Here is a 13,411-nt window from a genome sequence, read left to right as displayed (position 1 = left end):
TCCTGTGTGCGATGTAGCAAGCACACAAGCCCCGTCAGAATCCCAGCGTGTACCACCCGGGTCAAACCCCGCGAGGAGACGGGGCCCGCGTGAGTGTTTCTATGGACGCAGCATCACCTTGGTCGCCTGCCGGGTGTCCATGGCGCGGTAGGCATCATCTGCCCGATCAAGGGGGAGGGAAAGATCAAAGACGAGGCCGGGCCTAATACTGCCGGAAAGAACAGCGGGTAGAAGCTGCGGCAGGTAGCGCTTGACCGGTGCAACCCCGCCGGCAAAATGGGTGTTATTCCAGAACCCCGCCGCAAAATCAAAATCTTTAGCGCCGTGGGGTATCCCCACGTAGCCCACATGTCCGCCGGGCCGTACAGAGTTCATCGCCTGGAGAAGGGATTCGGAAGTCCCCACGCACTCGAGTACGGCGTCGGGGCCAATGCCGTTAAACATTTCTTTGAGCTTGGCCACGGCCTCCTCGCCCCTCTCGGGTACCGTGTCCGTGGCCCCGAACTCGCTGGCAAGAGCGGCACGGTCTGCGTGGCGACTCATGGCAACAATACGGGAGGCCCCCAGCATCTTTGCCGCAATAACGGCGCACAGTCCCACCGCCCCGTCACCGATCACGGCGACGGTATCGCCCTCTTTGACGTTGGCAGAGGCCGCGGCGTGGTAGCCGGTTGCCATGACATCGGAGAGGGTCAGCAGGTGCGGAATGAGTTCTTCGGTCACCGGGGCATCAACCCTGGTGAGGGTGCCGTCGGCGAAAGGTACACGCACATAGTCCGCCTGACAGCCGCCGGTGTAGCCGTCGGCATTCTCAAAGCCCCAGCGGCCGCCGTTGAGACAGTTGGAGTACCAGCCATTGGCACAGTTGGCGCACTCCCCGCAGGCGATGTTGAAGGCGGCAATAACAAAGTCTCCCGGTTTAACCGCACGAACATTTTCTGCGGTATCTTCAACGATTCCCACCAGCTCGTGGCCCATCAGCCGCGGTGTGGAGCCCGCGCCGACGCCGCGGTAGGGCCAGAGGTCGGAGCCGCAGACACAAGCCGCAACCGTTTTGACCAGGGCATCTTTCCCGTTGGACCGTGAGCCGACGCTCAGGGTTGGTTTTTCGGTCTCGTCAACCCGAATGTCGCCCTCACCGTAGAGTACTGTGGCACGCATAATTCTTCCCATCTTCTCGCTGTCCACTGTGCTAGTTCCACACTAGCGATTTAATGCTGCACAGCCAGAATATACTCTCTAACGTTTGGGTATTCTTCGCGGCCCTGCCCAGGGTAGGGCCCCACGCCGCCGGGGCGGGGCCGTACACGATGTAAATTCATGCACTATTTCGGTGAAGAACTCTCAAGCGCGGGCACAATTATTGGCATAACCGAAAAACGGTGGTGTATAAATAGTATGTCGGTTGCATGCGAACAGCCGGCAGGTGGCCGCTGCTGTCTGATACGGTCGGCCGGCTACCGCCTATAGGTGAATAAGGTGGGCATCTGCTCGTATCCCCAAACTGACGGATGTTCAACCCCACTCCTTGGCGTCATCCCCTAATACGCGCCGAGGAGAGCCCTCGGTGTTATGTCTGATTAGCGCCGAGGGTCTATGCTTGAGAACCCGGGTAACGGTACACGAACCACACCGGCCGGGTTATGCTATCACCATGGATATTGCATACCGCCAGCTAGGGAAATCCGGCCTCACCGTATCTACCGTGGGCCTGGGCTGTAACAATCTCGGCCGCCCGGGAACTGCCACCGAGACCCAGTCGGGTACCAATGCGGTGGTGGCTACCGCGGTTGAGGCCGGCATTAATATTTTTGATATTGCCGACGTCTACGGTGGGGTGCCCGGCACCTCGGAGACCCTGTTCGGTCGCGCGCTCAAAAAGCTGGGGTCGGCTACCCGCGATCATCTCGTGGTCGTCTCCAAGTTTGGTATGAACATGCAGGGCCGTAACGGTCAAGACCGCGCAGCCAGAGGCTCCCGCAACTATATTATGCGGGCGGTTGAGGGTTCACTGACCCGCCTGGGTGTCGATCACATTGATCTCTACATCTATCACACCCCGGACGGGCTCACCCCCATTGAAGAAACGTTGGCCGCCCTCAACACGCTGATCGAGCAGGGCAAGGTGCGCTACATTGGCCACTCCAACCAGGCGGGATATCAGATTGCGCAGGCAGAATTCTTGGCACGCCAGCTCGGCACCCACCGGTTTATCGCGGCCGAGAACCATTACAACCTATTGGACCGCCGAGCCGAACTTGAGGTACTGCCGGCCGCCCGGGAATTTGGGCTCGGCCTTCTACCCTATTTTCCCCTAGCCAACGGCCTGCTCACCGGTAAATACCGCCGCGACGAAGACGCACCCGCGGGGTCCCGGCTTTCGCACTCGCGCCAAGAATACCTGCGGAGCGTCGACTGGGATCGACTAGAGGCCTTTTCGTCCTACTGCGCTGCACGCGGTATCACGGAGATTCAGGCGGCGATGAGCTGGCTGGTGCAGCAGGATCCGGTGTCGTCGGTGATCGCCGGGGCAACCACACCCGAGCAGGTGCGCATCAATGCTCGGGCGGCGTCGGTGGGTTTGAGCGAGCAGGATCTTGCAACACTCGATGAAATTTTTCCGGCACCGGAAAAGATCGCTCTTTTTTAGTCCGCTGTAGTCTACCCGGGAATAAGGAGTTTTACGTGGCCGAATCTTTGCGCTCAGATACGCGGAATACCCGCCCCCGCCAGTGGCTGGGCCTGTACACCTGGATCATTACCCTGGGTGGTTTTCTTTTTGGCTATGACACCGGGATTATTAACGGTGCCCTTCCCTTTCTACAGAGCGATTTCCGTCTCTCCCCCCTGGCCGAGGGCACCGTGACCGGCGCTCTTACCCTAGGGGCGGCGCTCGGGGCGGTGACGATCGGGCAGCTGGTGGACCGGTTCGGTCGTCGTCGGGTGCTTTTGGTATTGGCTCTCCTTTTTTGTCTGGGATCAGCGGGCATAGCCCTTGCCCCCACACTGGGGGTTCTCATCTTTTTTCGGGTGGTGGTCGGCCTGGCGGTGGGGGCGGTCTCGGCCGTGGTGCCGGTCTATCTTGCCGAGTTAGCACCGGTGCATCGGCGAGGAGCCATCGTCACCCGCAACCAGCTCATGATTGTGAGCGGGCAGCTTCTCTCCTACGCCACAAATGCTTGGCTGGGAAATATTTTTCTTGACCACCCCGGAGTGTGGCGGTGGATGTTTGCGCTCTCTGCTCTGCCGGCCCTGGCCCTCTTTGTGGGAATGTTTGCGGTGCCGGAGTCTCCCCGCTGGCTTCTGCTCGTGGGCAGGGGACAGGAAGCCCTGGACGCTCTGCGCCGCCTGGAGGGGGAACACGCGGGGCAGCGGGCCAGCCGTCTCTCGGCTTCTCTGGAGTCCGAGACCGGCCACAAAACAGCCACCCTGCTGGACCTTCTGCGCTCGCCGTCTCTTCTGTCGCTGCTTCTGGTGGGTGCGGGAATTGGGGTGACCCAGCAGATTACCGGCGTAAACGCCCTCATGTACTACGGCACCCAGGTGCTGCGTGAGTCGGGTTTTAGCACCGACTCCGCCCTGGTTGCCAATATTGCTAACGGTCTTATTTCGGTGGTGGGCGCGGCCCTGGGGTTGTGGGTTGTAGGGAGGCTGCCGCGTCGGCCGGTCCTCACCTGTGGTCTGACCGGCACCACCCTAGCGCTGGTGGCGCTGGCACTGGTCTCGCAGTCGGTGTCCGGTACGGCGCGGGCCTGGGCGGTGCTGGCGATCTCGGTGCTCTTTCTGGTGTTTCAGCAGGCGATGGTTTCCCCGGCCACCTGGGTGCTGATGTCTGAGATTTTTCCGGCCCGGGCGCGTGGGGCGGGTATGGGTACGGCCACTTTTGCCTCTTGGCTGGCAAACTTTGCGGTTTCCTTCTCTTTTCCGCAGGTGGTTGCGGGGATCGGTCTAGCTCCCACGTTCTGGATTTTTGCGGGCTTGGGTGTGCTGGCACTGTTCTTTACCAGGCTCTGCGTGCCAGAAACCAGCGGTAGGGAACTTTAACCGCCGGTCTTCTGCTAGGAGCCGGCGGTGGTGTGCTGCCAGCGGCGCATAATCTCGGGGTCGGTGGGTTTGGACAGCAGCGACCCCAGCACATAGAAAACCAGGGAGCATCCCAGGCCTATATAGATAGGCTGGTTAGCGGTTACACCAAAAAAGGCAATACCTATGAGCACCCCGGTGGTGCCAGACGCAATAGAGAGGGCGGCCCCGGTCCCCGTAGCTCGACGCCAGATGAGCCCCCCCAGTATCGCCACCAGCAGGCCGCCGATCAGAATGTTATAGGCCAGGCGAATAGCTGTCACCGTATCTGTCATAACCAGTGCCAGCACGGTGGCGATCACCCCGAGCAGTACCAGGTAGACACGGTCGGCTAATACGCCGCCCCGACCCTGGGTCGGGGCGGGCTTTCCGGTGATGATGGGCACAATATCCACGCGCATAATGGTTGACGCGGCGATGAGGGTGCCCGAAGCCGTGGACATCATGGCCGCAACACCGGCTGCCAGCACAACCCCGCCCAGACCCGCCGGGAGGAAGCTCTGGGCCAGCGTGGCGAAGGCGTCGTCGGCCCTGTTGAGGTCGGGGGTGAGCACCCGGGCGCTCATGCCGATCACTGCCCCGGCCACACCGTAGAGCGCCACGTATATTCCGGCGGTTACTCCGCCCCAGCGGGCTACGGCAGGGCTGCGGGCGGTGAAGACTCGCTGCCAGATAACTTGGCCGGAGAGCTGGCCTAAGGTGTAGAGCACAAACATGGTGAGTAGTGAGGGTAGACCCGGGGCGAAGGGGTCAAAAAAGTCGCTATCGAGGCGGGAGGTGAGCCCCTCCCAGCCGCCGGCCTGCGCTAGAGAGGCGGGCAGCAGCAGGAAGAAAACCCCCACGGTCATGAAGGCGAACTGGAACATGTCGGTCAGGGTAATTGCCCACATGCCGCCCAGCATGGAATAGAGAATGACCACCGAGGATCCCAGCAGGATTGCCCAGAGGCTATCTATTCCCAGGAGCACCCGAAAGATAGAGGCGTAGGCGGTGGTTGAGGTGACCGCAATCATGATGGTGTAGGCCAGCATGACCACCGATGAGACCCTCGAGGTGATCTTTGAACCGTAGCGTGCTGTGAGCACCTGCGCTACCGTGTAGAGCTTAAAACGGGTGATGATGGGGGCAAAAAAGAGGCTGAGTAGGATCACGCCCAGGGCGATAGAAACCACCAGCCACATGCCCGAGATTCCCTGCTGGTAACCCAGGGAGACACCGCCGATGGTGGAGGCTCCACCCAGTACCAGGGCGCAGAGGGTGCCCGTGTATAGCACGGGGCCCAGCCGGCGGCCTGCCACCCGAAACTCCTCGTTGGTGGTGGATCGACGGCGGCCAATGAGCCCAAAGCTGATGAGCGCAAGGATGTAGAGGCAGATAATAAGAACGTTCATGGCCTGCTGAGGGTAGAAGCGGTCAGGACTTCACTATTGTCGCATAGAGGCGCTACCGGCAGCGGACGGCTCGTGTTTACGCGGGTGATGACCGCTGGGCTAGCCGGTCGATCTTTTCTTCTGCGGTAGATTTCGGCGCATAGGTGTAGATGTTGAGCCGCTGTCCGCTATCGTTGGGGAGGTCAAAAATTTCGTAGTTCATGGTGAGTTCACCCACCACCGGGTGGCGCAGGGTCTTGGGCCCCGAGCAGTGGTAGCTCACGTTGTACATATTCCACGCGCGCACAAAGGTTTCGCTGCTCTCCTGCAGCTGGGAAACAAGCCCAAGCAGCGCCCGATCATTGGGCGCTTGCCCAACTTCCGAACGTAACACGGAGACAAATTCGCTGGTGGTGCGCTCATAGTCCGCATAGAAATCGGGCGCGGTGGGGCTGAGAAACATATAGCGGGCCAGATTGGGCCTACCTTCACCGGCAAAACTATAGATGGGGGAGTAGAGCCTCCGCGCCAGATCGTTGGCCGCCAGAATATCAAAGCGGTTGTTGCGCAGGTAGGCGGGAAAACTCATGGCCCCCAGAGCCTGGGTAATCGCGGGACGGACGTAGGTTTGCGGGGCGGTAGTCTGCTCAGCTTTTGCCCGGGGGAGGTTATACTCGCGGATCAGCTGGCGCAGGTAGTCACGGGCAGCATCGTCGAGCTGTAGGGCGCGTGCCAGCCCCTCAAAGACCCCCTCCGATATGTTACCCACCCTGCCACGCTCAATACGTTTGTAGTATTCAAGGCTGATACCGGCCAGCGCAGCGACCTCTTCTCGGCGGAGGCCCTCTACTCTGCGGGTCTCATTGCGGACTTTGAGCCCTGCCATGTGGGGCGTGATTTTTGCCCGGTGGCTGGTAAAAAAATGATGGAGTTCGTTGTTGATAGCCATAGTTCTAAAGTGAAAACAACCAATCGTGTGACGGGCGAGGAAGGGCGATACCCGGGTGCTTTCCGGTGCAGATTCCCTGCGTGCCAAACAATAAATGTAGACCCGAGAGCGGTGGAAAAACGATAGGGGAGAGGTGCCCAGCCAGTACCCCCTTAGCTTCTGGTATGCGGGGTTTGCCCGCGGTAAGCTCGTTGGCGGCTCATTGATCGTGCAGCCTACCTACTAGAGTCAGGATTTATACATGGTTACAGATAATGTTTCCCTGGTGCGCCGTTTCTATGAATCGGGAATGGCGCCCGAGGTGGTGGCTGAGGTTGTATCCGACAGCCTTGAGTGGAATATTACTCCCGGTTTTCCCCGCGGCGGCGTGTACCGGGGCTGGGCAGCCGTGAATGAGGGTTTCTTTGGGGAGATTCTTCCCCAGGTTGAGCAGTGGACCCCCGTTTTTGAGGATTTTTACGGTGCTGAGGGCAGTAACCGGGTTTTTGTTGTGGGCTACTACAGCATTGTGTCGAAGGCGGGCAACAGTTACCGGGCACGCTATATCCACGAGTGGACCGTTGAGGACGGCAAGCTGGTGCGTCTTTTCCAGTCTGCTGACAGCTATACGGCCCAGCAGGCTATTGAAGACCGCTAGAGGAGATGAGGAAAAAGTATGTCTCAGAAAATTCTGTTTGTTGTGACCGGTGCCAGGGTGTGGACCCTCAATGACGGTAGTGAGCAGCCCACCGGCTTCTGGGCGGAGGAGGCCCTGGGGCCCTACGATGTTTTTAAAAATGCCGGCTATGAAATTACGGTGGCAACTCCCGGAGGTGTGGTGCCGACCGTCGATCCCATGAGCCTTTCCCCTGATTTCAACGGCGGGGAGGAGGGCGCTGCCGTTCAGCGTCAACGCTACGAAGATGCCGGCGAGCTGCACAGGCCGATCAGTCTGGCCGAAGTTCGTGCCGAAGACTACGAGGCTGTTTTCTACCCCGGCGGCTGGGGGCCCATGGAGGATCTGCCCACCGATCGCGAGTCGGGTAAGATTCTGCGGGATTTCCACGGTGCGGGTAAGCCGGTGAGCCTGGTGTGCCACGGCCCCTGCGCTCTTTTCGCTACTATAGACGGGGAGGGGAAGAGCCCCTTTACCGGCTACCGCCTCACGGGGCTGAGCAATGCCGAGGAGGTGCAGAACGGTCTTGCCGATAAGGCCCCCTGGCTTTTGCAGGATCGGCTTGTCTCTGATCTTCACGCCGACTATCGGGAGGCGGAGCCTTTTACCGAGCACGTGGTTGAGGACCGTAATCTGATCACGGGGCAGAATCCGGTGTCGTCGGTAGCCCTGGCTAAAGCTGTTCTTAAGCGTCTGGGTGGTTGAGCCTGGTTTTGGGGTCCGCTACCTGGGGGGGGTGACCTTCTTCTGACCGCTGTGTGATGCGGTGAAGGGGGTCATTTCTCTATTATCTTTTGAGGAGATCTATGAGCATCGTCGATGTTTTTGCCCATATTCTTACGCCCCGGTTTTACGCTGAAATGCTGGAGATTGAACCGGAGATTCCTCGGCTTGCCCCCTACACGCAGGTGGAGCCGCTCATGAGCCTGGAAAAGCGGCGGGAGTATATGGCTGAGTATCCGGGGATAAAGCAGGTGTTGAGCATGATAAATCTCAACCCCGAGGATTTCACCGATAGCCCCGAGCGGGCTTTTGAGCTGTGCTGGCGGGCCAATGAGGAGTTGGTGCACACCGTGCGGCAGAATCCCGATCTTTTTGTGGGTGCTGCGGCCATGCTTCCTATGAATAGTGGGGACGGTGTTGAGCGTATCCTGCGCGAGCAGGTGGGTGTTTACCCCGAGCTTGTGGGGGCGCAGATTTTTACGACTGCCCTGGGGAAAACTATTGCTGCTGAAGACTACCGCGCGGTGTTTGAGATCAGTGCCGGGCTGGGTAGCCCGCTGTGGTTGCACCCGGTGTTTGATCCCGAAAAGCACGATAATAATTTGGTGTTTTCTTGGGAGTATGAGCTTTCGCAGGCGATGCTGGGGATTATTCAGGCTGGGATTTTTGATAGTTTTCCGCGGGTGAAGATTCTTGTGCACCACGCCGGGGCCATGGTTCCCTTTTTTGCCAATCGGTTACCGCTGGTCTTGCCGCGCACGCAGGCTGAACAGTTTAAGCTCTTTTATGTTGACACAGCCATTATTGGTAATACCGCCGCGGTTGAGATGGCGGTTGACTACTACGGTGCTGACCGGGTGCTTTTTGGCACCGACGCCCCGGTGGGGGTGAAACCTGCGGGGCCCACCGCGATGGTTCTGCGGTCTGTTGAGGAGGGGGCTTTTAGCGATGAGATTCGCCGTAAGATCTACTGGGAGAACTGGGAGGGCCTGGTGAATAGCAGGTAGTTTTACCCGAATCGCCCCAGAGGTTGTATGGGTCTCTCACCAGCTGGTTTCTGTGCGTTTTACCCCGGGGCACACCAACCCGGGCGGGGTGCCTGTGCCCGGTTGGAGGTGCGGGAAAATGGTACTTTCGAAATGTAGCATATTGAATGCAGAATATAGAGCCTGCGACCGTATCACACACAAGGTAGGTAAGCGAAAATGACCAAGATGCAGCCGGCCCAGGACTGGGATCCTCGCTCAGCAGAGGTTCAAGCAGACCAGATAGCCGCCTACGATTCTATGCGGAGAAAATGCCCTGTTGCCCACGACGATTACATGGGCTATTCCCTTTTCACCAACAAAGATGTCAGCTACGCCCTTGACCACCCCGAGATATTTTCTAATGAGGTCTCAACCCGTCACATTGCTGTACCCAACGGGATGGACGCACCGCTTCACACGGCCTTCCGCGCAGTCAACGACAAGTATTTTACCGATGAGCGTATGAGGGCGGTTGAACCAAAAATTCGGGTGGCGGTGAGGGCTCTCATCGCTGATCTACCGCGCGGTGAAGAGACCGATATTATGGGAGGTTTCGCCCAGCTGTACGCCATGCGTATACAAAATATTTTTATGGGCTGGGGTGCAGAACTTGAGGGGCCGCTCATTGCCTGGATGGAAAAGAACCGGCAGGCCACCCTCACTGGCGACCGTCGGGAGATAGCTCGGGTGGCCCTCGAATTTGACGGCTATATTCGGGGACTCCTTGACGAACGCCGTAATGCCCCGGCTACCCAGGATATCACCGCAGAGCTGCTCCACGATGTCGTTGACCTCCCTCAGGGGCCGCGAGCGATGACGGAAGAAGAGGTGGTCTCCCTCATTCGTAACTGGACCGTGGGCGAGCTTTCGACCGTATCGGCCTGCGCGGGAATAATCGTGAATTTTCTGGGGAGTCACGGGGATGAGGTAGCACGACTTCGCGAGAACCCTCAGGGTATTGCGGCGGCGGTTGAAGAGATCATGAGGCTGCAAGATCCGCTGGTGTCTAACCGCCGGGTTACCACCGCCGAGGTGGAGGTTGGTGGGCGGGTGATACCGGCCGGTTCCCGGGTGACTCTCAACTGGACCTCCGCTAACCGCGACGAGGCAGCTTTTGAAAATTCCACCGTGTACAGTCCCGGGCGTGACCAGGGGAGAAACCTGGTGTACGGTGCGGGTATTCACGCCTGCCCGGGTGCGCCCCTTGCCCGGTTAGAGCTGGGTATACTCGTGGAGGAACTTTTGGCGGGGACCGAAAGTATTGAGATAGTTTCTACAGAGAATTCTCTTTACCCGGTTGCCGGTTATTCGTCGGTGAAGGCGGTTATTCTGTAGCCGTGCTGGGTAGATAGTGGTTGTTTATGGTTGAAATTATTCTTATTGTGGGTTTGGCTCTCATTCTCGGGAACTGGGTGGCCGAAAAATTTAAGCTGATATCACCGCTTGTGCTGATTGCTGCCGGTGTGCTGGTGGCGCTTATTCCGGGTGTGCCGCAGATTGATGTTCCGGCAGAGGTGGTGCTGAGTGTCTTTCTGCCTCTTCTGCTCTACTGGGAGGCCCTGAATATTTCCTTGCGGGGTATCCGGCGTTTTTTGCGGGGTATTCTGCTTAACGGGACCCTGATGGTGATCTTTGTTGCCGTGTCGGTGGGGCTGGTGGGCCAGTGGATCGGTTTTGCCCTGGGTGCGGCCCTTCTGATTGGTGCCGCTATCGGTCCCACCGATGCGACCGCTGTTGCCGCCTTCGGTAAGGGTATTTCTCGCGGCCAGATGCTGGTCTTGCGGGCGGAATCCCTTATTAATGACGGTACGGCGCTGGTTATTTTTGCCCTGGCCCTGGAGTATGCGAGCGGTGAGGCAGAGGTTACCCTGGGTGAAGCTCTCGTTAAATTTGTGGTTTCTTTCGTGGGCGGTAGCCTGGTAGGTTTTGTGACCGGCTGGGCGGTTGCGCGGCTGGGCCGGTTTGTTGAGGGGCCCCTTTTGGCGAATGCCTGCCGGATTATTACCCCGTTCATTGTCTATTTTCTGGCGGAGTCTATCGAGGCTTCGGGTGTGCTTGCGGTGGTGGTGTGTGGCCTCTACATGGCGCAGGTTGGGCCAAAGTTTATTTCGGTGGGTTCCCGTTTTCTGTCCCGCTCTTTCTGGGGTGTGACTACCTATATTCTTAACGCTTTCCTCTTCTTGATGGTGGGGCTCAACCTACCGAGGATTGTGTCGAGTTTGAGCAGCGATACTCTCACCCACGCCCTCATGGGTACGGTGGTTTTGTACCTGGTGATGTTCTTTGCGCGCTGGATTTTTGGTGAGATCATTATTCGTCTTATTCGCCTTATTGACCGCAGGGAATCACAGAAGTTGCGCCGCACCACCTGGCGGCAGCGTGTTTTGTTGGCTTTCTGCGGGTTTAGGGGGGCAATTTCGCTGGCTGTCGCCTATTCTGTTCCTCTCTATCTGTCCAGCGGTGAGGTTTTTCCGCAGCGGGACCTCGTAATTTTTGTGACCAGCGGGATAGTGATTCTTTCGCTTCTGGTGCAGGGGCTGAGTTTGCCCGCTGTTGCCCGGTGGGCGGAGGCCGCCCCTAACCCCCATGTGCAGGTTGACCCGGAGGCTGAGGATAAGGAGATTCGCGCTGCCCTGATTGATTCGGTGCGGGATATTCTTGATAATTTTCCGCAGATGGCGCGAGAAAACGAGGTGCCGCAGGAGGTCTACGATAGTCTTCACGCCGAGCTAACCAATTTTAAAAACTCGCTCATGGACAGTCTGCCCGATGACGTGCGGGAGAATGCCCAGTATATGCGGCAGGGTGAGATAAATATGCGTCTGGCGATCATTCGTCGCAACCGTGAGAACATTATCCGCTATCGTGACCAGGGCAAGATCGACGATGAGGCGCTTGTGTTCCTGATGGACATAGCGGACCTTGAAGAGCTCAGACTTACCGGGCCGGTCGAGTTGGAGTAATGGCTTCTACCGCAGGGGCGCGGGGTGTGCGGGTTCGAGACCGAACCGGGCAACCCCTGGGGCTACCGGTGAGCACCTGTCGGTGGGCTAACAGGAGGGCCTACCGGTAGCGTGCCGGGGTTTTGATGGGGTCTCTACGATCATTTCGCCGCCCCAGCGACAGCAAGCTGCTACCATTGCTTGGTCACTTCAACATCGCCGTAGTCGTCGGGGGAGAACCGGGAATGATAGACCGTGGTCCAGTCGGTTAGCACAAGGTCATTGAGGATGGCTTCATTATAGGAATCCAGGTCCTCCGAGGTGATACTGTGCTGGGCAAGGAAATCTTGAGCCTCCTGATCAGAATATAGATAAACTTTATTAAGATAATTAACTCGCAGAGAGACTCTTTGCTCAAGAATATGGTCACTTGAGTCATAGGAATTTGAAAAATGTATTTTTTCATCGCCGACATACCTATCAAAAGAAATATATAGGCTGTCTCCTTCGGAACCTGGGGGGTCAACAGATATAGAAATATTCCCATAAGTAGAAGGTATTCTACTTTTGTAGGTAAAATTTATATGAGGTTCAAGTAGCGGATCGGGAAGTAAACCGCCATATTGAGGTGATGTCAATCCGGGAACCCGGGTTAATCGTGAACCGTGAATACTATCAAAATAATTTTGTGTATTGTAGAGTATCTCATCAAAAATATTTGTCCGTAGGGGGAGAACACTTTTCTTGATGCCGCCGCCGACCCAGGCAGCGAACAGGGTAACAATCACCGTGACAATGATTAGTGTGATTACATCACCGCGTGTCTTGGTCACTGGTCCTCACCTTCAGCGTAGTGGTAGCGGCCGAGCTCGTTGTCTTCTTCCTCGAGGGAACGCAGGAAGTTATAGGAATCCCGGTAACACTCTGCATGTGTATCCAGAGAGTCTCTGGACAGGTTTCGGTCTACCCTGACGACGGCTACCACTGCTTGGACACCTCGACATCACCGTAATTATCGGGGGAGAACCGGGAATGATAGACCGTGGTCCAGTCGGTTAGCACCACATCATTGAGGGCTCTCTCATTATAAGATCTGAGGTTTTCATTAGTGATACTTTGTTGGTCTAGAACTTCCCGAGCAGCGGGATCAACATAATCAATACTATTTCTTCCATTATCAATAAATACGTTTACTATCAATATTTTTGTTTTTGAATCATAGGTATTATAAAAAGTTATTTTAGTAGTTTCATTAACTTTTTTTGTAAAAAATATCATAAAATTTTTCTCCTCACTATCAATAAATGTGAAAGTGATAGAAATAAACTCGTATCCGGCGGGAAGCCGATCATCATCATAGTCATACTCCGGACCCTCGTATACGGGTTCTCCGAGGAGTCCGCCGTAGCGAGGTGAAGTTAGCCCCTCAACCTTCTGTAACCTGTTCCCTCCAGAACTAAAGTAGTTTTGAGTATCGTAGAATATTTCATCAAAAATATTTGTCCGTAGGGGGAGAACACTTTTCTTGATGCCGCCGCCGACCCAGGCGGCGAACAGGGTAACAATCACCGTGACAATGATTAGTGTGATTACATCACCGCGTGTCTTGGTCATTGGTCTTCACTTCCGGCATAGGAGCTGAGCTCGTTGTCTTCTTCCTC

General features: G+C 57.1%; 12 protein-coding genes. 7 read left to right on the top strand and 5 right to left on the bottom strand.

Annotation, left to right across the window (positions count from 1 at the left end; genetic code table 11):
* Positions 1-99: 99 nt before the first annotated feature.
* Entirely contained in the window at positions 100-1,161 is a 1,062-nt protein-coding gene (locus ACS1BR_RS01855; RefSeq protein ID WP_463559762.1) for a zinc-dependent alcohol dehydrogenase family protein, read from the bottom strand.
* A 493-nt stretch (positions 1,162-1,654) separates the two neighbouring features.
* On the opposite strand from ACS1BR_RS01855, the gene ACS1BR_RS01850 reads away from it, so the two are divergent.
* Positions 1,655-2,650 (top strand): aldo/keto reductase, encoded by a 996-nt coding sequence (locus ACS1BR_RS01850; protein ID WP_463559761.1) that lies wholly within the window; start codon positions 1,655-1,657, stop codon positions 2,648-2,650.
* A 35-nt stretch (positions 2,651-2,685) separates the two neighbouring features.
* Positions 2,686-4,044 carry a sugar porter family MFS transporter gene (locus tag ACS1BR_RS01845; protein WP_463559760.1) on the top strand — a complete coding sequence of 453 codons (1,359 nt, stop codon included), beginning with the start codon at positions 2,686-2,688 and terminating at the stop codon, positions 4,042-4,044.
* Between the two features lie 14 nt (positions 4,045-4,058).
* On the opposite strand, the gene ACS1BR_RS01840 is transcribed toward ACS1BR_RS01845, so the two are convergent.
* A complete protein-coding gene (locus ACS1BR_RS01840) occupies positions 4,059-5,474 on the bottom strand; it encodes a sodium:solute symporter family protein (protein ID WP_463559759.1) in 1,416 nt (471 codons plus the stop codon).
* Positions 5,475-5,550: 76 nt separating this feature from the next.
* Positions 5,551-6,402, bottom strand: coding sequence for a helix-turn-helix transcriptional regulator (locus tag ACS1BR_RS01835; RefSeq protein WP_463559758.1), 852 nt, complete (start codon positions 6,400-6,402; stop codon positions 5,551-5,553).
* Positions 6,403-6,643: 241 nt separating this feature from the next.
* On the opposite strand from ACS1BR_RS01835, the gene ACS1BR_RS01830 reads away from it, so the two are divergent.
* From ACS1BR_RS01830 to ACS1BR_RS01810, 5 genes are all read left to right on the top strand, one after another.
* Complete coding sequence (locus tag ACS1BR_RS01830; protein ID WP_463559756.1) at positions 6,644-7,039, top strand: nuclear transport factor 2 family protein; 396 nt, start codon at positions 6,644-6,646, stop codon at positions 7,037-7,039.
* Positions 7,040-7,057: 18 nt separating this feature from the next.
* Positions 7,058-7,762, top strand: coding sequence for a type 1 glutamine amidotransferase domain-containing protein (locus ACS1BR_RS01825; RefSeq protein WP_463559755.1), 705 nt, complete (start codon positions 7,058-7,060; stop codon positions 7,760-7,762).
* A 101-nt stretch (positions 7,763-7,863) separates the two neighbouring features.
* Positions 7,864-8,787 carry an amidohydrolase family protein gene (locus ACS1BR_RS01820; RefSeq protein ID WP_463559754.1) on the top strand — a complete coding sequence of 308 codons (924 nt, stop codon included), beginning with the start codon at positions 7,864-7,866 and terminating at the stop codon, positions 8,785-8,787.
* A gap of 198 nt (positions 8,788-8,985) precedes the next feature.
* The gene (locus ACS1BR_RS01815; RefSeq protein WP_463559752.1) at positions 8,986-10,143 is read left to right on the top strand and encodes a cytochrome P450; all 1,158 of its coding nucleotides are present in this window, start codon (positions 8,986-8,988) and stop codon (positions 10,141-10,143) included.
* A 26-nt stretch (positions 10,144-10,169) separates the two neighbouring features.
* Positions 10,170-11,771 carry a Na+/H+ antiporter gene (locus ACS1BR_RS01810; protein ID WP_463559751.1) on the top strand — a complete coding sequence of 534 codons (1,602 nt, stop codon included), beginning with the start codon at positions 10,170-10,172 and terminating at the stop codon, positions 11,769-11,771.
* 170 nt (positions 11,772-11,941) lie between these two features.
* Here ACS1BR_RS01810 and ACS1BR_RS01805 read toward each other — a convergent pair whose 3' ends face one another.
* Both ACS1BR_RS01805 and ACS1BR_RS01800 read right to left on the bottom strand, forming a co-directional pair.
* A complete protein-coding gene (locus tag ACS1BR_RS01805; RefSeq protein WP_463559750.1) occupies positions 11,942-12,583 on the bottom strand; it encodes a TipC family immunity protein in 642 nt (213 codons plus the stop codon).
* Between the two features lie 145 nt (positions 12,584-12,728).
* On the bottom strand, positions 12,729-13,364 hold the full coding sequence (locus ACS1BR_RS01800) for a TipC family immunity protein (protein ID WP_463559748.1): 636 nt from the start codon (positions 13,362-13,364) through the stop codon (positions 12,729-12,731).
* Positions 13,365-13,411: the final 47 nt, after the last annotated feature.

The sequence above is a fragment of the Rothia sp. 18CD1-1 genome (genome assembly GCF_055285355.1).
This window is presented reverse-complemented; position numbering and strand designations above follow the sequence as displayed.

Coding starts and splice junctions, on each gene's coding strand:
- ACS1BR_RS01830 (WP_463559756.1), top strand. CDS start 6,644: ATGGTTACAGATAATGTTTCCCTGGTGCGCCGTTTCTATGAATCGGGA.
- ACS1BR_RS01840 (WP_463559759.1), bottom strand. CDS start 5,474: ATGAACGTTCTTATTATCTGCCTCTACATCCTTGCGCTCATCAGCTTT.
- ACS1BR_RS01850 (WP_463559761.1), top strand. CDS start 1,655: ATGGATATTGCATACCGCCAGCTAGGGAAATCCGGCCTCACCGTATCT.
- ACS1BR_RS01855 (WP_463559762.1), bottom strand. CDS start 1,161: ATGCGTGCCACAGTACTCTACGGTGAGGGCGACATTCGGGTTGACGAG.
- ACS1BR_RS01825 (WP_463559755.1), top strand. CDS start 7,058: ATGTCTCAGAAAATTCTGTTTGTTGTGACCGGTGCCAGGGTGTGGACC.
- ACS1BR_RS01810 (WP_463559751.1), top strand. CDS start 10,170: ATGGTTGAAATTATTCTTATTGTGGGTTTGGCTCTCATTCTCGGGAAC.
- ACS1BR_RS01800 (WP_463559748.1), bottom strand. CDS start 13,364: ATGACCAAGACACGCGGTGATGTAATCACACTAATCATTGTCACGGTG.
- ACS1BR_RS01835 (WP_463559758.1), bottom strand. CDS start 6,402: ATGGCTATCAACAACGAACTCCATCATTTTTTTACCAGCCACCGGGCA.
- ACS1BR_RS01820 (WP_463559754.1), top strand. CDS start 7,864: ATGAGCATCGTCGATGTTTTTGCCCATATTCTTACGCCCCGGTTTTAC.
- ACS1BR_RS01815 (WP_463559752.1), top strand. CDS start 8,986: ATGACCAAGATGCAGCCGGCCCAGGACTGGGATCCTCGCTCAGCAGAG.